This is a genomic window from Myceligenerans crystallogenes (assembly GCF_039529775.1).
GTDB lineage: Bacteria > Actinomycetota > Actinomycetes > Actinomycetales > Cellulomonadaceae > Myceligenerans > Myceligenerans crystallogenes.
Window position 1 is genome coordinate 835,585 of record NZ_BAAANL010000001.1, and the last position, 25,062, is coordinate 860,646.

At 73.6% G+C, this 25,062-nt stretch carries 23 protein-coding genes; 16 read left to right on the plus strand and 7 right to left on the minus strand.

The features are described from left to right. Positions 1-16: 16 nt before the first annotated feature. Both ABD208_RS03475 and ABD208_RS03480 read right to left on the minus strand, forming a co-directional pair. Entirely contained in the window at positions 17-1,000 is a 984-nt protein-coding gene (locus ABD208_RS03475; RefSeq protein ID WP_344099524.1) for a DUF5829 family protein, read from the minus strand. A gap of 93 nt (positions 1,001-1,093) precedes the next feature. Then, positions 1,094-2,881 (minus strand): asparagine synthase-related protein, encoded by a 1,788-nt coding sequence (locus ABD208_RS03480; RefSeq protein WP_344099526.1) that lies wholly within the window; start codon positions 2,879-2,881, stop codon positions 1,094-1,096. A 157-nt stretch (positions 2,882-3,038) separates the two neighbouring features. Here ABD208_RS03480 and ABD208_RS03485 point away from each other — a divergent pair, with 157 nt between their 5' ends. Further along, positions 3,039-4,595, plus strand: coding sequence for a peptide deformylase (locus ABD208_RS03485; RefSeq protein WP_344099528.1), 1,557 nt, complete (start codon positions 3,039-3,041; stop codon positions 4,593-4,595). A gap of 55 nt (positions 4,596-4,650) precedes the next feature. Here ABD208_RS03485 and pip read toward each other — a convergent pair whose 3' ends face one another. After that, entirely contained in the window at positions 4,651-5,625 is a 975-nt protein-coding gene (pip, locus tag ABD208_RS03490; RefSeq protein WP_344099530.1) for a prolyl aminopeptidase, read from the minus strand. A gap of 39 nt (positions 5,626-5,664) precedes the next feature. Next, complete coding sequence (locus ABD208_RS03495) at positions 5,665-6,249, minus strand: carboxymuconolactone decarboxylase family protein (protein ID WP_344099532.1); 585 nt, start codon at positions 6,247-6,249, stop codon at positions 5,665-5,667. 172 nt (positions 6,250-6,421) lie between these two features. Between ABD208_RS03495 and ABD208_RS03500 the strand changes: the two genes are divergently transcribed. The 5 genes from ABD208_RS03500 (at position 6,422) to ABD208_RS03520 (ending at position 13,354) form a co-directional block, all read left to right on the plus strand. Further along, positions 6,422-6,892 carry a cold shock domain-containing protein gene (locus ABD208_RS03500; protein WP_344099534.1) on the plus strand — a complete coding sequence of 157 codons (471 nt, stop codon included), beginning with the start codon at positions 6,422-6,424 and terminating at the stop codon, positions 6,890-6,892. Between the two features lie 195 nt (positions 6,893-7,087). Further along, entirely contained in the window at positions 7,088-8,917 is a 1,830-nt protein-coding gene (locus ABD208_RS03505; RefSeq protein ID WP_344099536.1) for an ABC transporter substrate-binding protein, read from the plus strand. Between the two features lie 117 nt (positions 8,918-9,034). Then, a complete protein-coding gene (locus ABD208_RS03510) occupies positions 9,035-10,558 on the plus strand; it encodes an ABC transporter permease (protein ID WP_344099538.1) in 1,524 nt (507 codons plus the stop codon). Between the two features lie 22 nt (positions 10,559-10,580). Then, entirely contained in the window at positions 10,581-11,624 is a 1,044-nt protein-coding gene (locus ABD208_RS03515) for an ABC transporter permease (protein WP_344099540.1), read from the plus strand. After that, positions 11,624-13,354, plus strand: a complete 1,731-nt coding sequence (locus ABD208_RS03520) for an ABC transporter ATP-binding protein (RefSeq protein WP_344099542.1) — start codon at positions 11,624-11,626, stop codon at positions 13,352-13,354. Before ABD208_RS03515 ends, ABD208_RS03520 begins: the two co-directional genes overlap by 1 nt. On the opposite strand, the gene ABD208_RS03525 is transcribed toward ABD208_RS03520, so the two are convergent. Beyond that, positions 13,332-14,273: a hypothetical protein gene (locus ABD208_RS03525; protein WP_344099544.1), complete on the minus strand. Its 942-nt coding sequence runs from the start codon at positions 14,271-14,273 to the stop codon at positions 13,332-13,334. The two genes, ABD208_RS03520 and ABD208_RS03525, sit on opposite strands and share 23 nt — an antisense overlap. A gap of 76 nt (positions 14,274-14,349) precedes the next feature. Further along, on the minus strand, positions 14,350-15,303 hold the full coding sequence (dapD, locus tag ABD208_RS03530) for a 2,3,4,5-tetrahydropyridine-2,6-dicarboxylate N-succinyltransferase (protein WP_344099546.1): 954 nt from the start codon (positions 15,301-15,303) through the stop codon (positions 14,350-14,352). 103 nt (positions 15,304-15,406) lie between these two features. On the opposite strand from dapD, the gene dapE reads away from it, so the two are divergent. The 4 genes from dapE to ABD208_RS03550 all read left to right on the plus strand — a co-directional run bounded on the left by dapE (position 15,407) and on the right by ABD208_RS03550 (position 18,896). Beyond that, complete coding sequence (gene dapE / locus ABD208_RS03535; RefSeq protein ID WP_344099548.1) at positions 15,407-16,555, plus strand: succinyl-diaminopimelate desuccinylase; 1,149 nt, start codon at positions 15,407-15,409, stop codon at positions 16,553-16,555. A 64-nt stretch (positions 16,556-16,619) separates the two neighbouring features. Further along, positions 16,620-17,426 (plus strand): LOG family protein, encoded by an 807-nt coding sequence (locus tag ABD208_RS03540; RefSeq protein ID WP_344099550.1) that lies wholly within the window; start codon positions 16,620-16,622, stop codon positions 17,424-17,426. Between the two features lie 113 nt (positions 17,427-17,539). Further along, positions 17,540-18,532: a dihydropteroate synthase gene (locus ABD208_RS03545; protein WP_344100021.1), complete on the plus strand. Its 993-nt coding sequence runs from the start codon at positions 17,540-17,542 to the stop codon at positions 18,530-18,532. 196 nt (positions 18,533-18,728) lie between these two features. Continuing rightward, on the plus strand, positions 18,729-18,896 hold the full coding sequence (locus ABD208_RS03550; RefSeq protein ID WP_123815402.1) for a DUF3117 domain-containing protein: 168 nt from the start codon (positions 18,729-18,731) through the stop codon (positions 18,894-18,896). A 61-nt stretch (positions 18,897-18,957) separates the two neighbouring features. On the opposite strand, the gene ABD208_RS03555 is transcribed toward ABD208_RS03550, so the two are convergent. Beyond that, positions 18,958-19,563, minus strand: coding sequence for an O-methyltransferase (locus tag ABD208_RS03555; protein WP_344100023.1), 606 nt, complete (start codon positions 19,561-19,563; stop codon positions 18,958-18,960). 205 nt (positions 19,564-19,768) lie between these two features. On the opposite strand from ABD208_RS03555, the gene sigE reads away from it, so the two are divergent. From sigE to ABD208_RS03585, 6 genes are all read left to right on the plus strand, one after another. Further along, positions 19,769-20,356: an RNA polymerase sigma factor SigE gene (sigE, locus tag ABD208_RS03560; RefSeq protein ID WP_344100025.1), complete on the plus strand. Its 588-nt coding sequence runs from the start codon at positions 19,769-19,771 to the stop codon at positions 20,354-20,356. Continuing rightward, a complete protein-coding gene (locus tag ABD208_RS03565) occupies positions 20,353-21,336 on the plus strand; it encodes an anti-sigma factor family protein (RefSeq protein WP_344099553.1) in 984 nt (327 codons plus the stop codon). Before sigE ends, ABD208_RS03565 begins: the two co-directional genes overlap by 4 nt. After that, entirely contained in the window at positions 21,333-22,838 is a 1,506-nt protein-coding gene (locus ABD208_RS03570; protein WP_344099555.1) for a S1C family serine protease, read from the plus strand. The genes ABD208_RS03565 and ABD208_RS03570 overlap by 4 nt, the downstream gene beginning before the upstream one ends. Before the next feature lie 103 nt (positions 22,839-22,941). Continuing rightward, positions 22,942-23,304 carry a twin-arginine translocase TatA/TatE family subunit gene (locus ABD208_RS03575; protein ID WP_344099557.1) on the plus strand — a complete coding sequence of 121 codons (363 nt, stop codon included), beginning with the start codon at positions 22,942-22,944 and terminating at the stop codon, positions 23,302-23,304. Positions 23,305-23,380: 76 nt separating this feature from the next. Continuing rightward, positions 23,381-24,487, plus strand: coding sequence for a tryptophan--tRNA ligase (gene trpS / locus ABD208_RS03580; protein ID WP_344099559.1), 1,107 nt, complete (start codon positions 23,381-23,383; stop codon positions 24,485-24,487). After that, positions 24,484-25,023, plus strand: a complete 540-nt coding sequence (locus tag ABD208_RS03585; RefSeq protein WP_344099561.1) for a 2'-5' RNA ligase family protein — start codon at positions 24,484-24,486, stop codon at positions 25,021-25,023. The genes trpS and ABD208_RS03585 overlap by 4 nt, the downstream gene beginning before the upstream one ends. Positions 25,024-25,062: the final 39 nt, after the last annotated feature.

Below are 25,062 nucleotides of genomic sequence, written 5' to 3' on the forward strand. Positions count from 1 at the left end.
CCGACGTCCGTCCCGGTCAGCCGGCCTTGCCGCTCGGGAGCGCGGGGAAGAGCGGGCCTCCGGCTCCGGTGGATCGGGTGCTCGCCGCGTCGTTCTGCCCGAAGGTCCACAGGGCGTACGCCCCGGGCCCGACGCGCAGGGTCGAGTTCCCGATCCGCTCGGTGTGCGTCTCCGCGGCGGCTTCGTTGAGCGCGAGGGCGATGTGCCGCACCCCGGCTTCCTCGGCCGGGACCGGGACCAGGTGGATCGCCGTCATACCGTCGAACGCCACCACGCCTCCGTCGCGCAGTTCGCGCACGGCGAGCCCGCCTGCCCGCCACAGCGGCACCATGGCCTCGATGTCGGCCGCGGTCGTCGCGATCCGGACGCCGACGACGTCGCGCAGCTCGTGCTCGAGGTAGCGGTCCGCGTTGTACCGGTCGCGGCTGACGTCGCCGTCGTATGCCGGTGGCGGGAAACCGAACCGCGGGTCGCCGAGGAACTCGTCCCGGTACTCCATCGCCCAGGCGAAGAAGGTGTCGTACTCGCCGGAGGTGAACAGCACGTCGAACCACGGGATGGGCACGCCGTCGCCCGGGTCGGTCACCTGCGTGAACTCCTGCGGTTCGACGCCGAGCTCCCGCAGTGCGTCCGACGCCGCCGCGAGGTCGCCGTCGTCGTCCGCGGACACCGCCAGCCCGGTGTCGCCGACGACGGCTCCCGGCGCGTCCCCGGGCCCGAAGAACTCGAGGTAGGTCTCCTTGCCGCGCAGGTACCGCCCCGTCCAGGTCTGCGACCCGTCGTTGCCGGTGCGGACCTGCCGGTCCGCGAACTGCCCGAGGTACTCGGAGTGCTGGACGGCGTCCGCGGTCTCCTGGTCGACCATCGCCCACGCGTGGTTGAACGCGAGGAGCGGTTCCGGGTGACGGGAAGCCTGCGGGCCGACAGCGTCGTCGGCCTGTGCGGGGAGGGCGAACGCCCCGGCGACCAGAGCGACGACGGCCACCAGGACGCCGATCAAGGATGGAATTCTCCGTTGAGTCCGCATGCGCTCCAGTGTGGCCGCCGGGACCGGCACTGTCACCTGCAGTCGCCTGCACTCCTCGCACCCGTGTCAGCAGCGGACGCGCACGTTCGTCTCCCAGAGGTCAGCGGCGGACACGTGACGGTGCCGGGAGAGCCACAGCTCCGTGCTGACCAGCGTCTCCAGCGCCCGGACCGTCGTCACCCGGGCAGCCTCCCGCCGCCCGCCACCACGGTCCGCCGCCGGTCCGCCGGCCGCACCGCCGGCCGCCCCATCGGCCCGCAGCGCCTCCAGGTCCCGCTCGATCGCCCGCGCGTCCAGCAACCCGTGGGCCACCAGCTCCGACCCGGCCAGCAGCTCCCGCACCGCCGCCAGGTTCCCCGTCACGCCCAGCCGCCCGTCGTCGTCCGCGCGCCCGGCCCCCCGCTCCACCGGCTCCTCCCCGACGGCCTGCAACGCCGCGGTGAGCAGCGGCGTGCGCTGATGCAGGTGGAGGTGCTCGTGCACGGGCACCGCGAGCGCCGCCCGCACCACCTCGTTGTCCAGGAACGGGGCGGACAGCGCGCACCCGGCGGCCGCGGCCTGCGCGGCCAGGCCCGCGAACCGCGGGCCGGTCAGGTGCACCTCGTCCCAGATGCGGCGGGCGCTCATCCCGATCGCGATGTCGTGCGCGCGCATCGCCACGCCCTGCACGACGGCGGCTGTCGCCACCCGGGCGGCCGGCGTGAGCCAGGCCGCCGCGCCGGACGGGGGAAGCCACGAGATCGCCCGGGCTGCCGCCCGGCCCGGCGCCGTGATGCCGTCCGCGAGCTCCCGCAGCGCGGCGCTGTACGACGTCCGCGCCAGCAGCACGCCGGCGCGGTACACCTCGTGCGTCGCGAGGCCCCGTCGTCGCGCCTGCGTGACCGACGCCCGCCACAGCGCCAGGTGCTGCCCGGTGGCGGCGAGATCCGCGAGCGCCGTCACCGGCGCGGTCAGCAGCTGGTCGCGGCCCGATCCGACCAGGTGGAGGGCGCTGCCGGCGCTCGCGGCCCGCCGGTAGCGGTCCCGCAGCTGGGGCCAGCGGACGGCGTCGGCGAACGGCTGGTCCGTGAGAGGCGAGCGCTCGAGGTCCCAGAACGCGGCGGGGGCGGGCAGGGGGGCGACGATGCCGGGGTCGAGCAGCGGCGAGCGCCGTACGGTCAGGCGTCCGAGCGAGGTGGTGTTGTCCTCGCCGGAGGTGTCGGCGCTGACCAGGCCGCCGGCGTTGCGGACGCGGACCTCGACGGCTCCGAGCAGGGCGTCGCGGAACCGGTCGACGCCGTCGGCGAACGGTGTGCCCTGGCCCAGGGGTTCGTAGGGTCGTGTGCTGCCGGCGTCGTCGTCGACGGTGAACAGGTGCCCGCCGGGGACGCGGCGGACGCCGCGGAACGTCGTGGTGAGCGGGGCCAGTTCGCCGAGGTCCGGGGTCACCATGGTCTGCACGATCGCCTCGTGGTCGGTGCGTGCGCCCGTGAGCGCCGCGAGCGGCGTCGCCTCGGTCGCCCAGACGGCCTCGCCCCGCAGGCGCGCGTGGAAGACGGGCCGCGCCCCGGCGAGGTCGGAGAGGACCACGGTCCGGTTCCGGTGCTGGGCGATCACCCAGTAGGAGCCGGGCCAGCGGGTGAGGAACCGCCAGGCCTCGCGCCGGACGTCCAGGAGGGCCCTGCGCAGCTCGTCCTCGCTCACCCAGGCGTCGCCGACGACGGCGAGGCGTGCGTCCGTGGACTCACAGGTCCGCACGCCGGGGAAGTCGCCGTCGTCGACGACCCACACGCGATGCGACGAGGTCTCCTCCTGCCAGAGGGGGCGCCCGCCGAGCGGGGCGACCGGGGCCGTCGTTCCGCAGATCCATCCCATCCACGTGCCTCCACTTCACCAGGACCGGGTGACCGGTCAAGGGGGTGACATGCATCGATCGCGTGCAGTACCATCCCAATCCCAATGAAGTGTGATTTATAGGCCGAGCGGCGGTCACGCACGGTTCACGCACGCTCACGCCCGGTACGGAGAAGCGTTGGACAGCACCCAGGGAAGCTCCGCCGTTCCGCGGTTCGCCGCCGAGTTCGGCAGGTGGCGTGAGGCGCGGGGCCTGTCCCGGGCTGCCCTGGCCCGGCTGATGGGGTACCACCGGTCCTACATCTCGAAGGTGGCGTCCGGCACCGAGCACGCCTCCCAGGAGTTCGCCGCGGCCGCCGACGACGCGCTCGACGCCGGGGGAGCGCTCCGGCGGGCCTGGCAGCTGCAGGAGCAGGAGAACCTCCGGGGCAGGCACCGGGATCCGCGGCCCCAGCGCCAGGACGCGACCCCGCCCCCGGACTGGGACCCCGCCCCGCTCCCGAGCCCGCCCGCCACGCGGGGCCTCGTCGTCGCGCACGACGACGCCACCCTGCGCTACGAGAACGGGATCTACGAGGCGACCATGCGCCGTCGGCTCGTGAACAACGGCACCACGCCCATCACCCGGTACCACATCCGGATCTCCGTGGACCGCTATCCCGGCGACCCGCAGCGCTCCAACGAGCTGTACCGGAACGACCCGCTGACCTGGCGGGAGATCAACCTGCGGGCCTGGCACGGCGAGGGCCGGCGCCAGCCCATGACGTGGACCGTGCAGCACGACCGGGACGCGTTCAAGGAGGTCTGGCTCCAGTTCTCGGACGACCGGCTGCGGTTCCCGCTGTACCCCGGGCAGAGCACCTGGATCGAGTACGTGTACACGGTCCGGGACTACAAGTGGGGCCACTGGTTCCAGCGCGCGGTGCGGCTGCCGACCGAGCGCATGTCGGTCACGCTCGACCTGCCGAGCGAGATGGGGCCGTCGGTCTGGGGCCTGCACACCTCGATGGCCGCGGAGTCGATGCCGTTCGAGAACGCCATCCGCGAACGCGCCGACGGCGACCGCATGCTCTACTCCTGGTCCACCGAGAACCCGCCGCTGCACGCCCGCTACCGGCTCGAATGGCACCTGCGCAACGGATCCCTCGAGGGTAGCCACGAGAAGACCGCGCGGTCCGTCACGGACACCATGTCCGCGCTCGGCATCGTGCAGGACGGCGATCCCGGGCTGCGCCGTGCGGCGCGCCCGCTCACGCTGCCCGACGACGCCGAGGTCGCGCGGCGCATCGTCTCCGAGCTCGCCTCGGCGGCCCGCCGGGTCGCGGGCGCCCACACGTTCGGCAAGGGCCTCGGCGTCGCGGCGCCGCAGATCGGGATCGACCGTGCCGCCGCCATCGTGCTGCCGCCCGACGGCGAGGACCCGCTGGTCCTGTTCAACCCGCAGGTCATCGAGTCCGGGGCGGAGCGGGACCAGCAGTTCGAGGGCTGCCTGAGCTTCTTCGACGTGCGCTGCCGGGTGCCCCGGGCGCTGACGATCCACGTGCGCCACACCGACATCGACGGGCACGACCGCATCACGATCTTCGAGAACGGCATGGCGCGGCTCGTCGCCCACGAGATCGACCACCTCAGCGGGATCTTGTGCAAGGACCACATGACACCCGGCGAGGAACCGCTGCCGATCGAGCAGTACCGCGGGACCGGCAGCGGCTGGAGCTACCGCGCGACCGGCTGAGCCGGACCGGCGCACGGCGCGGGCGTCGCGGCGTCGTCCGGGCGCACGGCCGGGCTCAGCGCGGCGTGCGCGCCCCGCGGAACCGGTCCGTCGTCTCGAGCAGGTGATGCAGGATCCCCGGCTCGTCGAAGGCGTGCCCCGCGTCCGGGACCACCACCAGCTCCGACCCCGGCCACGCCCGGTGCAGGTCCCATGCGGTCACGGGCGGGCAGACGGCGTCGTACCTGCCCTGCACGATGACGCCCGGGATGCCCGCCAGCTTCGGGGCGTCCCGGATCAGCTGCCCCTCGCCGAGCCACGCGCCGTGGCGGAAGTAGTGGATCTCCAGCCGCGCGAACGCCGCCGCGAAGGCCGGGTCGGCGAAGGCGTCCACCAGCTCGGGACGCTCCACCAGAGTGATCGTGCGCGCCTCCCAGCGCGCCCACGCCACCGCGGCGGGTTCGCGGACGGCGGGATCGGGGTCGTCGACCAGGCCGGCGAACGTCTCCAGGAGGTCGCCCGTGTCACGGCCGGCCGGGATCACCGCCAGGAGCTCCTCCCACGCCTCCGGGAAGATCGCCGCGAGCCGGCCGCCGTAGATCCAGTCCAGCTCGCGCTCGCGGATCGTGAAGACGCCGCGCAGCACCAGCTCCGTGACCCGCCCGGGGTGGGTCTGCGCGTACGCGAGCGCGAGCGTGCTGCCCCACGAGCCGCCGAACACCTGCCAGCCCTCGATCCCGAGGTGCTCGCGCAGCAGCTCCAGGTCGGCCACGAGGTGCCAGGTCGTGTTCGCGCCGAGGCCGGCGGCCGGGTCGCTCAGGTGCGGCGTGCTGCGCCCGCAGCCGCGCTGGTCGAGCAGCACGACCCGGTACGCCTCGGGGTCGAACAGGCGCCGGTGGTCCGGCACGACGGCGCCGCCCGGCCCGCCGTGCAGGAACACGGCGGGCTTGCCGTCGGGGTTCCCGCAGGTCTCCCAGTAGACGTGCTGGCCGTCGCCGACGTCCAGCGACCCGGAGTCGTACGGTTCGATCGGCGGGTAGAGGTCGCGCATGCCCCCATCCTCGCGCAGGCCGCGGCGGGAGGCGTGCGGTCAGACCGTCGCCGGCCGTTCCGCCATCGGCTTGAGGCCGCAGGCGGCGGCGAAGCCGTCCGACTCGATGCCGAGGGCCACGTTGGTACGGGTGGTGAGGTTGGCGAACGCGATCACCGACGTCAGCTCGACGAGCGCCTCCGCGCCGAGCTTCTTCAGCAGGCGGTCCACCATCTCGTCCGTGACCGTCGGTTCCGTGGTGCTCATCGCCTCCGCGTACGCGAGGACGTCGCGCTCCAGGTCCGTGAAGACGGCCGAGTCCCGCCAGCGCGGGATCTCGCGGGCCTTGTCCAGGTCGAGGCCCTCGTCGTGCCCCTTGAAGTAGTTGAAGTCGAGGCACCACGTGCAGCCGATCATCGACGCGACCGCCATGTGGGCGAACGACTTCAGGCTCTTGTCGCAGGCGTCCCACTTCTCGATCTTCCCGCCGATGCCCATCGTGCCGCGCAGCACCTTCCGGTTGTTCCACAGCACGCCCAGCGCGGCCGGCACGGTGCCGCCGAGGCGCTTCCTGGCGTAGAACCTGACCATCGCACCGGTGAGGCCGGTGAGCTCGACGGCAGGGACGCGGGCCGGGTGGTTCATGTCTGGCTCCTTCTCTCGGTGGTTGCATCCCCTCCGACACGGCACGCCTCCCGGACGTGACACCGCCGGCACCCGGGAAGCCCGCGGTGGGCGAGATCCGGAGGATGGCCTGGGCGAACCTCGGGCGCGGGTCATAGACTCGCGAAGAAGTGTTCTCCAGAGGTTGAAGGTGATGAGAGTGGTCCAGGGTCGGGTGATCCGATACGACGAGGTGCGCGGATATGGTTTCGTGGCGCCGGACGAGGGCGGGGACGACGTGTTCCTGCACGTGAACGATCTTGATTTCGACAAGCGCAAGCTCGTGGTGGGGGCTGTCGTGGAGTTCGAGACGGAGGAGGGGGACAGGGGCCCGAAGGCGTCGCAGGTGACGCTCGTGTCCACGCCGGCGGCGCAGCCGCAGGCGGCGCCCATCGCGGTCCCGGTGCTGAACGGGACGACGGCGGCCGCGGGCGCGCCGATGATCGTGCTCCCGGACACGGGGGCCGACGACGGCGACGCGGTGACCGACCGGCAGCTCACCGCCGAGGTGACCGAGATGCTGCTGGCGGGCGTGCCGACGCTCACCGCCGAGCAGGTGGTGCTGACCCGGCAGGCGATGGTGGCTCTGGCGAAGGCGCACGGCTGGGTCGAGACCCAGGCCTGAGCCGGTGGTGAAGGAACAGGATCAAGCCCGAAACGATCGGTTCGGGTACAAATCTCGGTAGAAGCCGATCAAATCCCCTATGGGTAGAGTGACCGGCAAGCATGATGTGTGCCTTGCCGGGTGCCGGCCCCCGGCGATCTGCGCCGAGGGCCGGCCGGGCTCCCGGGCCACATCACTTTCCTACAGGAGGAACAAGTGAAGATCAGGCGATGGAGCGCCGCGCTCGCGGCGGGTGCCGCGGGGGCGCTGCTCTTCTCGGCGTGCTCCAGCCCGCTCGGTGGCGAGAAGCCCGCCGAGGCTGACAGCGTGCCCGTGGCGCAGGCCGAGGGCCCGTGCAAGGCCGACCTCGACCTGGGCGACGTCACCACCGCCGAGGGCGACATCAAGGTGGCGAACGAGTCCGAGATCTTCGGCTACAACTCGCTCGTCTACACGAAGTACTCGGCGTACAACAACGCCGTGACCGAGCGGATGATCGGCAGCTTCCTCGACTGGGGCACGGACGGCACGATCTGCCACGACGAGGAGTTCGGCCACTTCGAGGCGACGACGGACACCCAGGTCGTGTACACGCTGAGCGACGCGGCGACCTGGTCCGACGGCACGCCCGTCACCTACGCGGACTACCTGCTGGACTGGGCGACACAGGCGATCACCGAGGACGGCACGGTCACCGAGGACGGCTCGGAGGTGCCGCTGTTCGATCACATCGGCGGCCTGTACCTCGGCGACTTCGCGCCCGAGCCGCCGGAGGCGGACGCGGCGGACGCCAAGGAATTCACCTACAACTACGAGCGCACCAACGCCGACTGGGAGATCCTCGTCACCCGCGCCTACCCGGCGCACGTCGTCGCCGACCAGATCGGCGTAACGACCGACGAGCTCGTCGACGCGATCCTGGAGCTCGACAAGGACGTCCTGCGGGACGCCGCCACGTTCTGGAACACGGGCTGGGACTTCGACAAGCCCGGCGAACTGCTGGATCCCGCGCTGACGCCGTCGAGCGGCCCCTACATGTTCGCCGAGGACGGCTGGTCGGCCGGGCAGTCGGTCACCCTCACCGCGAACCCGGGGTGGTGGGGCACGCCGCCCGCGACCAGGACGATCACGTTCCGTCAGATCGGCGCGGACGCGCAGGTCCAGGCCCTGGCGAACGGCGACCTCGACGTCATCCAGCCGAACGGCCCGACCGTCGACATGGTCGAGCAGCTCGAGGAGCTGGGGGAGGCGGTCCACGTCGAGACCGGTCAGACGATGAGCTGGGAGCACCTCGACCTCAACTTCGCGCAGGGCCCGTTCTCGCAGGACGAGGGCGGTCCGGCCGCGCGTGAGGCGTTCGCGCTCTGCGTGCCCCGGCAGAAGATCGTCGACGACCTGGTCAAGCCGGTCGACGAGTCCGCGGTGGTCCTGAACGCCCGCGAGCGACTGCCCTACCAGGACACCTACCAGGAGGTCGTCGAGGCCTCCTACGACGGCCGGTACGACGACGTCGACCTCGACGCGGCCCGGGAGAAGTTCGCCGAGGCGGGCCTCCACGAGGGCACGAAGGTCGAGATCGCCTACCTCAACGACCCGCCGAACCCGCGCCGCACCGACACGGTCGAGCTGATCAAGGCGTCGTGCGACCAGGTCGGCTTCGACGTCGTGGACGCGGGTACCGGCACGTTCTTCGAGGAGGAGCAGCCCAACGGCGACTTCGACGCCGCGCTCTTCGCGTGGGGGGTGTCCGGCCAGGTGACGGCGGGCGAGGGCTTCTACGCGACGACCGGTTTCCAGAACTACGGCGGGTACTCGAACGAGACCGTCGACAAGGCGTGGAAGACCGTGTCGGCGTCGCTGGACCCGGCCGTCCACCTCGAGCAGACCAAGATCGTGGAGAAGCAGCTGTGGGAGGACCTGTTCAGCCTCCCGCTCTACTCCCACCCGGGCCTGTGGGCGAGCAGTTCCTCGGTGCGCAACGTGCGCCCGATGGCGGCGCAGTCGGGCATCGCCTGGAACGCCGACCAGTGGCAGCGCGCCGGGTGACGCACTGACCCCGGCCCGCGGGGAAGGGACCCGGCGTCCCTTCCCCGCGGGCCGTCCCCGCACCCCCGAAGAATCCCCGGCCGTCCCGTCCGGCCGTCCGCGAAGGGTCACGAGCCCGTGCTCAGCTTCCTCCTCCGGCGCACGCTGATCTCCGTCGTCGTCCTGGCGCTCTCCTCGGTCCTGATGTTCTGGCTGACCGTCAACTCCGGGGATCCCCTGGCGGACCTGCGCGGATCCAGCGCGAGGAACGCGCGCCAGCTGATGGCGGCGCGCGTCGAGGCGATGAATCTGGACCTGCCCTGGTACGAGCGCTACGGGCTCTGGCTCGAGGGCGTGGCCGGCTGCTTCGCGGGCGCGTGCGACCTGGGCACCACCCGCACGGGGCAGGACGTCCTGTTCCTCACGGGCCAGGCGGCGTCGTCCACCCTGCGGCTCGTGACCGTGGCCACGGTGATCGCGATCGTCCTCGGGATCGGGCTCGGCGTCCTCACCGCGATCCGGCAGTACTCCGGGTTCGACTACGCGGTGACCTTCGCGGCCTTCCTGTTCTTCTCCCTGCCGGTCTTCTGGGCGGCGGTACTGCTCAAGGAGTTCGGTGCGATCCGCTACAACGACTGGATCGCGACCGGACGGGTCGAGCCACCGGTGATCCTCCTGGTCGCCGCGGTGCTCGCCGTCGTCGTGGCCGGTGTGGCGGGCGGTCCGCCGCGGCGCGGGCTCGTCGCGGGCGCCGCGACGTTCGCGTTCGCCGTCGCCGTGCTGTTCCTGCTCAACGCCCTGGACTGGTACCGCGACCCGCGGGCGGGCTTCGTGTCGGTGCTCCTGGTCGCGGGCGGCGCGGGCGTGCTGGTCACCGCGATCGTGGCCGGCCTCCGCGACCGGCGGGCGCTGTACGCCGCGCTGACCACCGCCGTCGCCGGGACCGTCGCGTACGCCGTGCTCGCCTTCACGCCCCTGCTCGCCGAGCCGTCGTGGGCGGGCCTGACCGGGCTGTTCGTGCTGGCCGTGGTGGTGTCGCTGGGGATCGGGTTCGCCTGGGGCGCCCGGGACCGGCGGCGGATCCTGCTCGTCTCGGGCGTGACCGGGGTCCTGACGTCCCTCGTCGTCGTGGCCGACATCCTCGTCGCGTACTGGTCCTCGTTCCTGGGGCTGAAGCCGCGGCCGATCTCGACGATCGGCTCCCGGACCCCGAACTTCACGGGCGACTTCTGGCAGCAGCTGCTCGACCTCGGCACCCAGCTCGTGCTGCCGACCACGCTGCTGGCGCTCGTGTCCGTCGCGGCCCACTCCCGGTTCGCGCGGTCCGCGATGCTCGAGGTGCTCGACCAGGACTACGTGCGCACGGCCCGCGCCAAGGGGCTGCCGGAGCGCGAGGTGGTGGTCAGGCACGCGTTCCGGAACGCGCTCCTCCCGATCACCACGGTCGTCGCGCTCGACTTCGCGGCGCTGATCGGCGGGGCGGTGATCACCGAGACGGTGTTCGGCTGGAAGGGCATGGGCCAGCTCTTCCGGGACGGCCTGATGGCCGTGGACCCCGCGCCGGTGATGGCGTTCTTCCTGGTCACGGGTGCGGCCGCGATCGTGATGAACCTGCTCGCCGACCTCGCCTACGCCTGTCTCGACCCGCGGATCCGGCGCTGAGCGCCGTCCGCCAGGAGAACTCATGAACGATCACGCCCTCAGGGCCGACGACGACGCCGCGCCCGCCGCGAGCCCCGGCACCGCGCCCCCCGCCGCCGCCCGCCCCGCCGCCGCGGGCGCACCGCCCGGCGACCCCGGCGCGCGGCACTACACCGCCGGCGGGCTCGTGCTGCGCCGGTTCCTGCGGCACCGGGGCGCGATGGTCGCCACGGCGGTGCTCGTCGTCGTCGTGCTCGCCGCGTTCACGTCGATCGGCGTCGGCCCGGTCCCGGGCTGGTGGGACAAGGACGTCGCCACCGCCTACGACAAGCTCGGCGACGGCGCCCCCACCTGGGAGCACCCGTTCGGCCAGGACACGATCGGCAAGGACTACCTCGCGCTCGTCATGCGCGGCACGCAGGTCTCGCTGTTCATCGCGTTCGGGGTGGGCGTCATCTCCACCGTCGTCGGGACCGTCGTGGGCGCCGTGGCCGGGTACTTCCGCGGGTTCCTGGACGCGATCCTGATGCGCGTGACCGACGTCGTCATCATCGTCCCGCTGCTCGCGATCGCCGCGGTGCTCGGCCGGACGAGCGACGGCAACCTGGGCCTGCTGGTGCTGGCCCTCGGGGCGGTGCTGTGGACGAGCCTGGCGCGGCTGGTGCGGGCCGAGGTGCTGAGCCTGCGCGAGCGGGACTTCGTCCTGGCCGCGCGCGCCGTCGGAACGGGCCCGGCCCGGATCATCCTGCGGCACCTGCTGCCCAACGCGGTCGGCGTCGTCATCGTGCAGGCCACCCTCACGATCGCGGTCGCGATCCTGCTGGAGACGAGCCTGAGCTTCCTCGGCTTCGGGGTGCAGCGGCCGGACGTCTCGCTCGGCTCGCTGATCTCGGAGTACGAGGGCGCGTTCAGCACGCGGCCGTGGTTGTTCTGGTGGCCCGGCCTGCTGATCCTCGCCGTGGCGCTGTGCGTGAACTTCATCGGCGACGGGCTGCGGGACGCGTTCGACCCCCGGCAGACGAGCGGCGGGACCCGGGCCCGCGGCCCGCGCACGGCGGCCCTGCCCAGCGGGAAGGCGGGGCTCTGATGGACACCCTCGGCCTCTCCGGCGCGGCGACGTCGTCCGGCGACGCGGTCCTGTCCTTCCGGGACCTGTCCGTCACGTTCCGGACCGAGTTCGGCGACGTGCACGCCGTCCGGGGCCTCGACCTCGACGTACGGCCCGGCGAGGTCGTCGCGCTCGTCGGCGAGTCCGGGTCCGGGAAGTCCGTGACCTCCACCAGCGCCCTCGGGCTGCTGCCGGGCAACGCCCGGGTCACCGGGGCGATCCGCGTGGCCGGCAAGGACATCGGCTCGCTCGACGGCTCCGGCCTGCGCGCGCTGCGCGGCAACGACGTGGCCATGGTGTTCCAGGAGCCGATGACGGCGCTCAACCCCGTGCTGACCATCGGCGACCAGCTCACCGAGGCCCTGGCCCTGCACGACGTCGCCCACGGCAGACAGGCCACCGCCCGTGCCGCCGGCCTGCTGCGCCGGGTCGGCGTCCCCGAGCCGGAACGCCGCCTGCGGCAGTACCCGCACGAGCTGTCCGGCGGGCAGCGCCAGCGCGTCGTCATCGCCATGGCGATCTCCTGCGAACCCGCGGTGATCATCGCGGACGAGCCGACGACGGCGCTCGACGTCACCGTGCAGGCCGAGATCCTCGACCTCCTGCGCTCGCTGACCCGGGACCTCGGCACCGCGATCCTGCTGATCACCCACAACCTGGGCGTCGTGGCCGATCTCGCCGATCGCGTCGCCGTCATGCTGGCGGGGAACATCGTCGAGACCGGCACCGTGGACCAGGTGCTCGGCCGGCCGCGGCACGAGTACACGCGCACGCTGCTCGCGGCGGTGCCCCGGCTCGGGGCGGGGCCCGGCGGGTCCGGCGCGGTGCGCCCGGCGGCGCCGTCGTCGTCGGGCGACGAGACGCCCGCGCAGGCGCCCGCGCAGGCGCCCGCGCTCGACCTGCGCAACCTCGTGATCGAGTACCGCCGCGCCGGGAGACGGGCGTTCCGTGCCGTCGACGACGTGTCGTTCCAGGTCGCGCCCGGCGAGGTCGTGGGCCTGGTGGGGGAGTCCGGTTCGGGGAAGTCGACGATCGCGAGGTGCGCGCTCGGCCTGATCCCGGTGCGCTCCGGTGCCGTCTCGGTCCTGGGGACGGACCTCCGGGCGGCGCGCGGGCGGCGCCTCAAGGAGCTGCGGCGCCGGATCGGCGTCGTCCTGCAGGATCCGGCCGCGTCGCTCGACCCGCGGTTCCCGGTGGGCGACGTCGTCGCCGAGCCGCTGGTGGTGCACCGGGCCGGGGACGCGCGCTCCCGCCGCGCGCAGGTCCTGGAGCTGCTCGACGCCGTCGAGCTGCCGCGCGAGGTGCGCAACCGGTACCCGCACGAGCTGTCCGGCGGGCAGCGGCAGCGGGTCGGCATCGCCCGGGCGCTCGCCCTGGGACCGGAGCTGCTGGTCGCGGACGAGCCGACGTCGGCCCTGGACGTGTCGGTGCAGGCCGGCGTCCTGCAGCTGATCACGTCGCTGCAGGAGCGGTACCGGTTCGCGTGCCTGTTCGTCAGCCACGACCTCGCGGTGGTCGACCAGCTCGCGGACCGGGTCGTCGTGCTGCGCGACGGCAGGATCGTGGAGCAGGGCCCGCGCGAGGACGTCCTGCACGCCCCGCGCGCGGACTACACGAAGCGCCTCCTGGCGGCCGTGCCCGTCCCCGACCCCGCCGAGCAGCGCCGCCGCCGCGCACCCCGGGACGCTACCCGGCGACCGCCGGCGTGATCCGCACGAGGCCGGGGTCCAGGGCCTTGCCGGCGGCCGTCCACTCGGCGGACTCACGCGTCCACACCCGATCGCCGACGCGGACCTCGATCACGTTCGTCTCCGCGGCCGCCGCCACCGCCCACTGGGCGACGGACCAGCCCGCGCGCGCGGGCTCGCCCTGCACCAGCGGCGCCGCGTCGACCTCGACGGTCGCGCCGCCCGGCATCGCCCCCGTCGGCCCGAGCCCCAGGTCCCGCCCGAGGCGGCCGACGACGACGTCCCGCGCGGCGCTCTCGCGAAGCGTCTCGGACTCCTCCACCGGAGCGATCTCGCACGTCAGCGCCGCGGGGGAGTGGCCCGTCAGGCTGGAGGCCCAGGCCCGCGACCGCACCTCGTGCCGCGCGTACGCGTCCGGGTAGCCGGAACGCTGCACCTCCTGCGCGGCGACGGTGATGGCCATGTCCTCGTAGCCCTCGACCTTCACCAGGCCGTCGTAGAAGGCGTTCGTCGAGTACACCGGGTCCAGGATCTCCGCCTGCGTGCCCCAGCCCATCGACGGCCGCTGCTGGAACAGCCCGAGCGAGTCGCGGTCGCCGTGCTCGATGTTGATGAGCTTGGACTCCTGCTGCGCCGTCGCCAGGGCGATGGTCGCGGCGCGCGCGGGCAGGCCGCGCCGCATCGCGGTGCCCGTGATGAGCGCGGCGTTGTCCGCCTGCGCGGGGGAGAGGTACCAGTCCGTCCCGTCCAGCACCGCCGCGCACCGCTCGGTGAGCGGCGCGGTGCCGGACAGATGGTTCAGCAGCAGCACGACGCCGACCGTCGCACCCGTCCCCACGACCGCTGTCGCGACCAGATACTTCAGGGCGCGCCGTACGGGGCGGCGCCGCGGCGTCGCGTCACCGGCCGTGTCATGGGCCGAGTGGGAGAGCAGAACCATGCGAACCTTCCGGATGACCTCGGACGTTGACCACCAAGTTTAGACGCCCGACGTCATCCGGTTACCAAGGTTGGGGTCAGTTCTTGTGGAGGGCCTCGTTCAGTTCGACGCCCGTCCCGGAGCGGTCCAGCACCTCCACGGCACCCGTGGTCGAGTTGCGGCGGAACAGCAGGTTGCTCTGCCCCGCGAGTTCCACGGCCTTGACGGTCATGCCGCCGCGCATCGTCACCTTCGTGCCCGCCGTGACGTACAGGCCCGCCTCGACCACGCAGTCGTCGCCCAGCGGGATGCCCAGCCCGGAGTTCGCGCCGAGCAGGCAGCGCTCGCCCAGCGAGATGACCTCTCGCCCGCCGCCGGACAGCGTGCCCATGATCGACGCGCCGCCGCCGACGTCGGACCCGTCGCCCACGGTCACGCCCCCCGACACCCGGCCCTCGACCATCGACGAGCCGAGCGTCCCGGCGTTGAAGTTCACGAAGCCCTCGTGCATCACGGTGGTGCCCTCGGCCAGGTGCGCACCGAGGCGCACGCGGTCGGCGTCGGCGATGCGCACGCCCGTGGGCAGCACGTAGTCCGTCATGCGCGGGAACTTGTCGACGCCGTACACGGCGACGGGCCCGCGCGCCCGCAGGCGCAGCCGCGTCGCCTCGAAGCCCTCGACGGCGCACGGCCCGGCGCTCGTCCACACGACGTTCGCCAGCACGCCGAAGATCCCGTCCAGGTTCTGCTCGTGCGGCCGGACCAGGCGGTGCGAGAGCAGGTGCAGGCGCAGGTAGGCGTCGGACGCGTCCTTGGGCCCGGTCGTCAGGTCGGCCACCGTGGTCACGACGCGCAGCGTGACGCCGCGTGCGTCGTCGTGGCCCTCCAGGGCCAGCAGGTCCGACGACGGCGCCGCCTCCGCCGCACCCTCGGCGGGCGGTTCGCCGAGCACGGGGGCGGGGAACCAGGTGTCCAGGACGGTCCCGTCGGCGGCGATCGTGGCGAGGCCGTGGCCCCAGGCGGCAGTGGGCGAAGACGCGCTCGAGCTCATGCCGCCAGCCTAGGGGGAACGCCCCCGGCCGGGCGGTCGTGTCCGCCAGTCGAGTCGGCCGGGCCGGACGGCGCGCCCCGCGGGCCGCGTTAACCTCGGGGGCGTGACCGCCTTCGACGACGCCCTCCTCGCCCCCGACTCCGACCTCGTGGGACTGACCGCCGCGATCTGCGACATCCCGTCCGTCTCCGGCGACGAGGCGGCGCTCGCCCGCGCGATCGAGGCGATGTTGCGGGCCCGGCCGCACCTGGAGGTCATCCGGGACGGGGACGCCGTCGTGGCGCGGACGAACCTCGGGCGGGAGCGCCGCGTCGTGGTCGCCGGGCACATCGACACCGTGCCGATCGCGGGCAATCTCCCGACCCGGCTCGCGGGGACCGCTGAGCCTGGCACCAAGGGAACCGGCGACGTCCAGGGCGACGACCGCGTCCTGTGGGGGCGGGGGACCGTGGACATGAAGGGCGGGGTGGCCGTGGCGCTCGCGCTCGCCTGCGAGATCGGGACTCCCGGCGTCGAACCCGGCGTCGATCTCACCTGGGTGTTCTACGACCACGAGGAGGTCGAGGCGGCGCGCAACGGGCTGGGCCGCCTCGCCCGGAACCGGCCGGACCTGCTGGCCGCGGACTTCGCGATCCTGGGCGAGCCCAGCAACGCCGGGATCGAGGGCGGCTGCAACGGCACCATGCGGGCCGACGTCGTCACGCACGGCGTCGCCGCGCACTCCGCGCGCTCCTGGACCGGCGAGAACGCCATCCACGGCGCGGCCGAGGTGCTGGCCCGGCTCCGGCGCTACGAGCCGCGCACCGTCGAGGTGGACGGGCTCGCGTACCGCGAGGGGCTCAACGCCGTGGGGATCCGCGGCGGGATCGCGGGCAACGTCGTGCCGGACGAGTGCGTGGTCACGGTGAACTACCGGTTCGCGCCGTCGCGCGACGAGGCGGAGGCGGAGAAGCACCTGCGGGAGGTGTTCGAGGGCTTCGACGTGACCGTCACGGACTCCTCGCCCGGCGCCCGTCCCGGGCTGGACGCGCCCATGGCCCAGGACTTCGCGGCCGCGGTCCTCGCCGTGACCGGCGGTGAGCCGATGCCCAAGTACGGCTGGACCGACGTCGCCCGCTTCGCGGGGCTCGGCATCCCGGCGGTGAACTTCGGGCCGGGCGACCCCCTGCTGGCCCACAAGGACGACGAGCGGCTTCCGGTCGCCGAGCTGGCCGCCTGCCGCGACGCCCTCCGGGCGTGGCTGCTGGGCTGACGCGCCGGGCGTCGTCGGCCCGCCGTCTGCGAAAGTGTCACAGGCGCGAGATAGGTTGGTGCGTATGAGCGACGACGGCATTCCGCAGCAGGGGCGCGGCTACCGGAAGGGTCCCGTGCTGCTGCGCGGCAACCAGATCCCCCTGGAGACCACCGACCAGCGCCTGCTCGCCTCCGGCGAGAGCGCGGCCTGGGTGCACTCCGACCCGTGGCGCGTGCTGCGCATCCAGTCGGAGTTCGTCGAGGGCTTCGGCGCGCTCGCCGAGATCGGCCCGGCCGTCTCCGTGTTCGGCAGCGCCCGCACCAAGCCCGACCACCCGGACTACGGGCACGCCGAGACGGTGGGCCGCCTCCTGGTCGAGTCCGGCTACGCCGTCATCACCGGCGGCGGGCCCGGGATCATGGAGGCCGCCAACAAGGGCGCGCGCGCCGCCGGCGGCGTCTCCATCGGCCTGGGCATCGAGCTGCCCTTCGAGCAGGGCGTCAACGAGTACGTCAACCTCGGCATCAACTTCCGCTACTTCTTCGCCCGCAAGACGATGTTCGTCAAGTACGCCCAGGGGTTCATCGTCATGCCCGGCGGCTTCGGCACGTTCGACGAGCTCTTCGAGGCGATCACCCTCGTCCAGACCCACAAGGTCACCGGCTTCCCGCTCGTGCTGTTCGGCTCCGAGTACTGGGGCGGCCTCCTGGACTGGGTCCGCACCGCCGTCCTCGACCGCGGCATGATTTCCGAGGCGGACCTCGACCTGCTGTACCTGACCGACGACCCGGCCGAGGCCGTCAGCCACGTCATGCGGCGCGGCGAGGCCCTCGCCGACGAGGCGCGCGCGCTCGCCGAGAAGCAGCACGCCGCGGTCGAACCGGCGTGACGGCCCCGGGTGCCGCACCCGGGGCGGGCGACGGCCGTCCGGACCACGGCGGCCCCGCCCCGGGCCGCGCGGCCCCGGCCGGGAACGGCGGCGGGCGCGAGGCGAGCCGTCCCGTGCCGCCCGCGTCACCGCCCCTCGTCCTGCGCGGCCGGGAACTCGGCCGCGACGGCACGGCGGTCCGGCCCGTCGTCATGGCGGTCGTCAACCGCACGACGGACTCGTTCTTCGCCCCCGCCAGGATGTCCGACGACGACGCCGCGCTCCGTGCGGCCGAGGCCGCTCTCGCCGGCGGCGCCGAGATCCTCGACATCGGCGGGGTCCGCGCCGGCGTCGGCCCGGAGGTCGGCGAGGCGGAGGAGATCCGCCGCGTCGTCCCCCTCGTGGCACGGGTCCGCACCGAACTGCCCGACCTCATGGTCTCGGTCGACACCTGGCGGTCCGGCGTGGCCCGCGCCGCGATCGACGCCGGCGCGGACCTGATCAACGACACCTGGTCCGGCCACGACCCCCGCCTCATCGAGGTCACGGGCGCGGCCCGCGTCGGCGTCGTCGTCTCCCACACCGGAGGCGCCCACCCCCGGACGGACCCGTACCGCGTCGAGTACCCCGCACGCTCCGCGTCGGCCGGCCGTGGCTCGACGCCGCAATCACCGCTCGCCCCGCGGGCACCCGGCGGGCCGGAGGCGGCCGCCACGGGGGACCCGCGCGACGGCGTGACCGACGACGTCGTGCGGACGCTGACCCACGGCGCGCGCCGCGCCGTGGCGGCCGGGGTGCCCGCGGCGTCCGTGCTCGTCGACCCGACGCACGACTTCGGCAAGAACACCTGGCACTCGCTGCACCTGCTGCGGCGGACGGCGGCGCTCGCGGACCTCGGGTTCCCGCTGCTGATGGCGCTGAGCCGGAAGGACTTCGTGGGGGAGACCCTCGACCTGCCGCCCGGCGAGCGCCTGGAGGGGACGCTCGCCGCCACCTCGGTGGCCGCGTGGCTGGGGGCGCGGGTCTTCCGCGCGCACGACGTGCGCGCGACACGCCGGGTGCTCGACATGGTGGCGGCGATCCGCGACGAGGCGCCGCCCGCGGCGGCGCTGCGTGGCCTGGCGTGACGGGCGCTGCCGGCGGTCCCGCCCATGGCCGGGCCGGCCGGCGCCGCGTCCGGCGGCTCCCGGGAGGAAACGGAACTGTGAAGACTGTGGTGCGAAACCCATTAGAATGGCCTGGTGCCCGTTGTCGCACGGTGGTAGTCGCAGGGCGACGGCGGACGAGCACAGTGTCACGGACAAAGGAATGGGAGAGCCACACATGGCTGCGATGAAGCCGCGTACGGGTGACGGGCCGATGGAGGTCACCAAGGAGGGGCGCGGCATCGTCATGCGTGTTCCGCTCGAGGGCGGCGGCCGGCTGGTCGTCGAGCTCAACGCGACCGAGGCGACCGAACTGGGCGAGGCTCTCAAGGGCGTTGTCGGCTGATCACGTGCCGACCCCCGGCGGGCTCGGCCCCGGTCGGACCGGGGCGGGCGAGCCCGCCGGTTCAGCGCCGTACCGCCAGTAGCAGGCCGTCGCCGCTGGGCACCATGGCGGGCATCACGCGATCGTCGTTGCGCACCGCCCGGCCGACCTCCCGCACGATCGTGGTGAGCTCGTCCCGCCGGGTCGGATCCGGGACGCGATCCCGGTACAGCGCGTTGTCGACCGCGAGCAGCCCGCCCGGCCGCAGCAGGCGGATCGCCTGCTCCACGTACTCCGGGTAGGCGTACGGCTCGGCCCCCACCAGCACGAGGTCGTAGTGCCCGTCGGTGAGCCGCGGCAGCACCTCGTCGGGCTTGCCGGGAATGATCCGCGTCCGGCGCGGGTCGATCTTCTCCTCCGCGAACGCCTCGCGCGCGGCGCGCTGATGCTCCACCTCGCGGTCGATGGTGGTCAGCTGACCGTCGTCGGGCATGCCGCGCAGCAGCCACAGGGCCGCGACGCCGGCGCCCGTGCCGACCTCCACCACCGCCCGGGCCCGCATCGCGGCGGCGAGCACGCGCAGCAGCGCGCCGCTGCCGGGCGGGATCGCGGGGCAGCCGAGGTCGGACGCCCGTTCGCGGGCGCGCAGCAGCACGTCGTCCTCCACGACGAACGACTCGCCGTACATCCAGGCGGCGGCCTTCACGTGACGGCCGCCCGTATGCTCCGTGGCTGCGCTGATGACATCCTCCCGGTGAGATTTGTCCCAAGGCTCGGCCAAGGCTACCGGTGTGCCGGGAACGACTGGAGACCCTCGCGCGTTGTGAGGGACGATGAATCTCGTGAGGACATCCCAGCCGTACGACGGCGGCCGCGTCGCGCCGTTCACCGACGTGGACCGGGGCGACGGCGCGGCCCCCGCCGCGGGTGCCTCCTGGCAGCCCCCGAGCTGGGAGGAGATCGTGCGCGAGCACTCCGCGCGCGTCTACCGGCTCGCCTATCGCCTCACGGGCAACCAGCAGGACGCGGAGGACCTGACGCAGGAGACCTTCATCCGCGTCTTCCGCTCCCTGTCCAGCTACACGCCGGGCACGTTCGAGGGCTGGCTGCACCGCATCACCACCAATCTCTTCCTCGACATGGCGCGCCGCCGCAAGCGCATCCGCATGGAGGCCATGGGGGACGACGACGGCGCCGTGGTGGCCACGGGCGAACAGGGCCGCCCCGAGCGGGAGTTCGAGCACGCCAACCTCGGCCACGACGTGCAGCGCGCGCTGGGCGAGCTGCGCCCCGAGTACCGCGCGGCCGTCGTGCTGTGCGACATCGAGGGGCTGAGCTACGAGGAGATCGCCAAGACGCTCGGGGTGAAGCTCGGCACGGTGCGCTCGCGCATCCACCGGGCCCGGGCGCAGCTGCGCGAGGCCCTGGAGCACCGGTCGCCGGACGCGGTCCGCGCCGGTGAGCCGGAGGGGTGGGAATGACGCACCTCGGATCGTGGATCTCCGCCCTGGCGGACGGGCAGCTGGACGCCACCGAGACGGAGCAGGCCTTGGAGCACGTGGCGGTCTGCCGCGCGTGCGCGCGCGAGCTGGACGACGCGCGGCGCTCCCGGCGGCTGCTGTCGGCGGCGTCGGAGGACCTGCGCCCGGACCCGCAGCTGACCGCGCGGCTCATGGCCCTGCAGGCCTCGATCCCCGACGCCGCCGACGACCCGCTGCGCAGCCGGCGCACGACGGGCTTCGGCTCGCCGGCCCTCGACGCGCCCTCGCGGCGCGGTGGCCCGGCGGGCTGGGGCGGGGTCCCGCTCCCCGGGCTGGTCGACGGCGTGCGGCTCACCGGGCAGCTCTCCACCGGGCGGCGTCGTACCGCGCGGTTCCTGGTGTTCGGCGCCGGGAGCGCGGGCGCGCTCGGCCTGGCGGCGCTCTTCGTGCTGGGGCAGGGCCCGCAGGTGGTCCCCGAGGTGTCGGCGGCCGACGCGATGACGATGCTCGCCCGCACCGGCCCCGACGAGCGGGCGGCCGGGGTGGACGTCCTGGCCGGGCTCGCCCCCGCGGGCGCGGTGCCGGAGCAGCGCAGCGCCGCCGCGCTCGACTGGGCGACCGCGCAGGGCTGGGTGGTGCCCGGCACGCTGCCCGACGGCCTGGAGGTCAGCGCGGTGCGGCTGGTGGGCTCCCGCGGCGAGATCCTCGAGATCGACCTCGCGGGCGAGGCGGGACACGCCGTCGTGCGCGAGCAGGTGGGCACGCTCCCCGGCGACGAGTCGGTCCACGTGCTGGGCCGCACTCCCGCGCATGTCGCGTGGCAGGCGGACGGCGTCGTGGTCGATGTCGTCGCCGACCTGCCCGAAGACATGCTCGACTCCTTCGTGGCATCCTTCCCCGCCGCTGGCTACGATGCCGGGGTCCTTTCCCGCATCGAACGCGGGTGGAGCACTGCCACGGGAGCGATCACCGGTCCATGACTGACGACGACAACCTCTTCGCGCCGCCGACGGCGCCCGGTCCGGTACCTCCGCGACTGCCGGAACAGGGCACGGCGGTGCCGGGCGGCCCGCCGTCGGCTCCTCCGCGGCCGGGAGCCACGGCGCAGCAGGCGGGCCCGCCGGAGCAGCCGGCGGCGCAGCACGTCGACACGGTGCGGTTGCCGCCGCCGTCGGCCGTGCCCCCGCCGCTCGTTGCCCCGCCGTCCGCGCAGCAGCAGCCCGCGCCGCCGCATCCGTCCAGGCACCCGCAGGCCGCACCGCCCGCCGGCGGGGTCCTGCCCACGGCGGCGATCTTCGGGTCGCAGCCCGCGCCCGCGCCGTTGCCGGCCCTGCCGCAGGCGGCCCCGGTCAAGGAACGGCGCCGGGGCCTCGGGCCGGGGGCCGTCGTGCTGGTCGCCGTGCTCGCGCTGGTGGCCGGTCTCGTGGGCGGGATCGGCGGGGCCGCGCTGCTGAACGCGAACGACGACGACGGCGCCGGGCTGCGGGCCGATGCCGCGCTGCCGGAGTCCGGGGGCCAGCAGGTCGAGCGACCCGCGGGCTCCGTCGCCGCCATCGCCGCGAAGGCGCTGCCGAGCGTCGTCTCGATCGAGGTGCGTGCCTCCGAGGGCGCCGCCACGGGTTCCGGGATGGTGCTCAAGGAGAACGGCTACATCCTCACGAACAACCACGTGATCGCCCCGGCGGCCGCGGGTGCCTCGAGCGCCCCGATCTTCGTGACGTTCGCGGACGGGCACGAGCAGGAGGCCGAGATCGTGGGCGCCACCCCGGACTACGACCTGGCGGTGCTCAAGGTCCGGGAGAACGGGCTCACGCCGCTCGTGCTGGGCGACTCGGACGAGGTCGTCGTCGGCGACGACGTGCTGGCCGCGGGCGCGCCGCTCGGGCTGGACTCCACGGTGACCACGGGCATCGTGTCGGCGCTGCACCGTCCGGTGCAGGCGGGGGAGCAGTCGTCGGCGGCGTTCATCGACGCGATCCAGACCGACGCCGCGATCAACCCCGGCAACTCGGGCGGGCCGCTGCTGAACTCGAACGGCGAGGTCATCGGGATCAACTCCGCCATCGCCCAGGCGCCCGGGTCGCTCGCCGCGACCGGGAACATCGGGCTCGGCTTCGCGATCCCGTCGAACCAGGCCCGCCGCACGGCGGAGCAGCTGATCGAGACCGGCCGGGCCACGTTCCCCGTGATCGGCGTGCTGCTCGACCCGTCGTACCAGGGCGAGGGCGTGAAGGTCGCCTCGGAGACGCAGCAGGGGCAGCCGCCGGTGACGCCGGGCGGACCCGCCGAGAGCGCCGGGATCCGGCCCGGCGACGTGATCCTCGCGATCAACGGGCGCCCGGTCTCGCAGTCGGACGAACTGGTCGTCGCGATCCGGGCCATGGCGCCGGGCGACGCGGTGACGCTCAAGGTCCGCACGGGCGGCCAGGGCGAGGGGCGCGACGTGCGCGTCGTCCTGGACGAGAAGGCCAGCGACGGCTGACGGCGGGGGTCGTGCGCGCGGCCCGATCGTGCCGGGTCGTGCGCGCGGCGTGCGCACCGGGCGGCTGTACCTGGCGCACGGCCGCAGCGGATAGGGTGGGCGCGTGCTGGGGATCAACGGATGGGAGCTCGGTCTCATCGTCGTGCTGGCCGTCGTGCTCATCGGGCCCGAGCGGCTGCCGGGGTACGCCGAGCAGCTGGGCCGCGCGGCCCGCACCGCCCGCGACTACCTGACCACGGCGCGCAGCCGCGTCGACGAGGAGCTCGGCCCGGAGTTCAAGGACGTCGACTGGTCCAAGCTCGACCCGCGCCAGTACGACCCGCGCAAGATCGTCCGCGACGCCCTGCTCGACGACTCCCCGCGTTCCTGGACCAACGGCAGCACGCCCGACGCCGGCCCGGCGTCGTCGTCCGCACCGGGGACGCCGCCGCCCGCCCGCGCCCCGTACGACACCGAGGCCACCTGAGCCCCTCCCGCAGGTGCGGGTGAAAAACGGGGTGGAAATTCGTCCGTCCGGCGGGCGGCCTGCCAGAATGATCCCCATGCCGTCCGAAACTCAGGTTGCCCACGACGCGGCGGTCGCGACCGCCCCGCGCGTGCGGCAGCGCATCCTGTCGGGGATGCAGCCCACCCATGACTCGCTCACCATCGGGAACTACATCGGTGCGCTGCAGCAGTGGGTGGCGTTGCAGGACTCGTACGACGCGCTGTACTGCGTCGTGGACCTGCACGCGCTGACGGTCCACCCGGACCCGGCGGTGCTGCGCGAGCGCACCCGCCGCACCGCGGCGCAGTACCTGGCGGGCGGCGTCGACCCGGAGCGGTCGGTGCTCTTCGTGCAGTCGCACGTGCCGGAGCACACCGAGCTGGCGTGGCTGCTGTCGTGCCAGACGGGCTACGGCGAGGCGAGCCGGATGACCCAGTTCAAGGACAAGGCCGAGAAGCAGGGTACGGAGGGCACCACCGTCGGGCTCTTCACGTACCCCGTGCTCATGGCCGCGGACATCCTGCTGTACGACGCCGCGCTGGTGCCCGTGGGCGAGGACCAGCGGCAGCACCTCGAACTCACGCGGGACCTGGCCGAGCGCCTGAACACGCGGTTCGGCGAGGGCACCGCCGTCGTGCCCGACGCGCACATCGTCAAGGCCGTGGCCAAGATCTACGACCTGCAGGAGCCGACGGCCAAGATGAGCAAGTCGGAGGCGGGCAAGGGCTCGCTGCTGCTGCTCGAGGACGTGAAGCGCACGGCGAAGAAGATCAAGTCGGCCGTCACGGACGCGGACGAGACGTACGCCGTGCGGTTCGACCCGGCGGCCAAGCCCGGCATCTCGAACCTGCTGACCATCTTCTCCGCGGTCACGGGCCGCGGCGTCGACGAGATCGCCGCCGAGTACGACGGCCGCGGGTACGGCCACCTCAAGGTGGCGCTGGCCGACGCCGTCGTCGCCTTCCTCGAGCCGTTCCAGGAGCGGGCGAACGGCTACCTCGCGGACCCTGCCGAGCTGGACCGCGTGCTCGCCGACGGCGCGGACCGGGCGCGGGACATCGCGCAGCCGGTGCTGGAGCGCGTCAAGAGCCGGTTCGGGCTGCTGCCGGCGCGTGCCGCCAGGCCGGCGGCAGCCGTGTCCCCGGCCGAGAGGGCGCAGTGAACATTCCGGACCGGGCACCGGGGCAGGTGCGGATCGGGATCGCCGTGGCGATCCCGGAGCCGCACGCGACCGAACTCGCCGCCGCCCGGTCCGCGGCGGGCGACCCGCTCGCGGACGTGATCCCGCCGCACATCACGCTGCTCGGCCCGACCGTCGTCGACCAGACGGACCTGGAGAAGGTGCGCGAGCACCTGCGGGACGTCGCGGCGCAGATCCCGCCGTTCACGGTGCGGCTGCGGGGCACCGCCACCTTCCGGCCGGTGTCGCCCGTGGTGTTCGTGTCGCTCGCCCAGGGCATCGCGGAGTGCGAGCAGATCGAGCAGCGCGTGCGGACCGGCCTGCTGGCCCAGGACCTGCGGTTCAACTACCACCCGCACGTGACCGTCGCGCACGAGGTGCCGGACGAGGCGCTCGACAAGGCGTTCCACGCCCTGCGCGACTTCGAGGCGGACTTCGAGGTCACGAGCTTCTGGCAGTACGAGCACGGCGACGACGGCGTCTGGCGGCCCCAGCAGCGGTTCGACCTGGAACGCTGAGCCCCGCCGGTACGGCGTGTGGCCGCCGCCGTGCGTGGC

Coding starts and splice junctions, on each gene's coding strand:
- ABD208_RS03480 (WP_344099526.1), bottom strand. CDS start 2,881: ATGGGATGGATCTGCGGAACGACGGCCCCGGTCGCCCCGCTCGGCGGG.
- pip (WP_344099530.1), bottom strand. CDS start 5,625: ATGCGCGACCTCTACCCGCCGATCGAACCGTACGACTCCGGGTCGCTG.
- ABD208_RS03495 (WP_344099532.1), bottom strand. CDS start 6,249: ATGAACCACCCGGCCCGCGTCCCTGCCGTCGAGCTCACCGGCCTCACC.
- ABD208_RS03500 (WP_344099534.1), top strand. CDS start 6,422: ATGAGAGTGGTCCAGGGTCGGGTGATCCGATACGACGAGGTGCGCGGA.
- ABD208_RS03515 (WP_344099540.1), top strand. CDS start 10,581: ATGAACGATCACGCCCTCAGGGCCGACGACGACGCCGCGCCCGCCGCG.
- ABD208_RS03520 (WP_344099542.1), top strand. CDS start 11,624: ATGGACACCCTCGGCCTCTCCGGCGCGGCGACGTCGTCCGGCGACGCG.
- ABD208_RS03525 (WP_344099544.1), bottom strand. CDS start 14,273: ATGGTTCTGCTCTCCCACTCGGCCCATGACACGGCCGGTGACGCGACG.
- dapD (WP_344099546.1), bottom strand. CDS start 15,303: ATGAGCTCGAGCGCGTCTTCGCCCACTGCCGCCTGGGGCCACGGCCTC.
- ABD208_RS03540 (WP_344099550.1), top strand. CDS start 16,620: ATGAGCGACGACGGCATTCCGCAGCAGGGGCGCGGCTACCGGAAGGGT.
- ABD208_RS03550 (WP_123815402.1), top strand. CDS start 18,729: ATGGCTGCGATGAAGCCGCGTACGGGTGACGGGCCGATGGAGGTCACC.
- ABD208_RS03555 (WP_344100023.1), bottom strand. CDS start 19,563: ATGTACGGCGAGTCGTTCGTCGTGGAGGACGACGTGCTGCTGCGCGCC.
- ABD208_RS03565 (WP_344099553.1), top strand. CDS start 20,353: ATGACGCACCTCGGATCGTGGATCTCCGCCCTGGCGGACGGGCAGCTG.
- ABD208_RS03570 (WP_344099555.1), top strand. CDS start 21,333: ATGACTGACGACGACAACCTCTTCGCGCCGCCGACGGCGCCCGGTCCG.
- trpS (WP_344099559.1), top strand. CDS start 23,381: ATGCCGTCCGAAACTCAGGTTGCCCACGACGCGGCGGTCGCGACCGCC.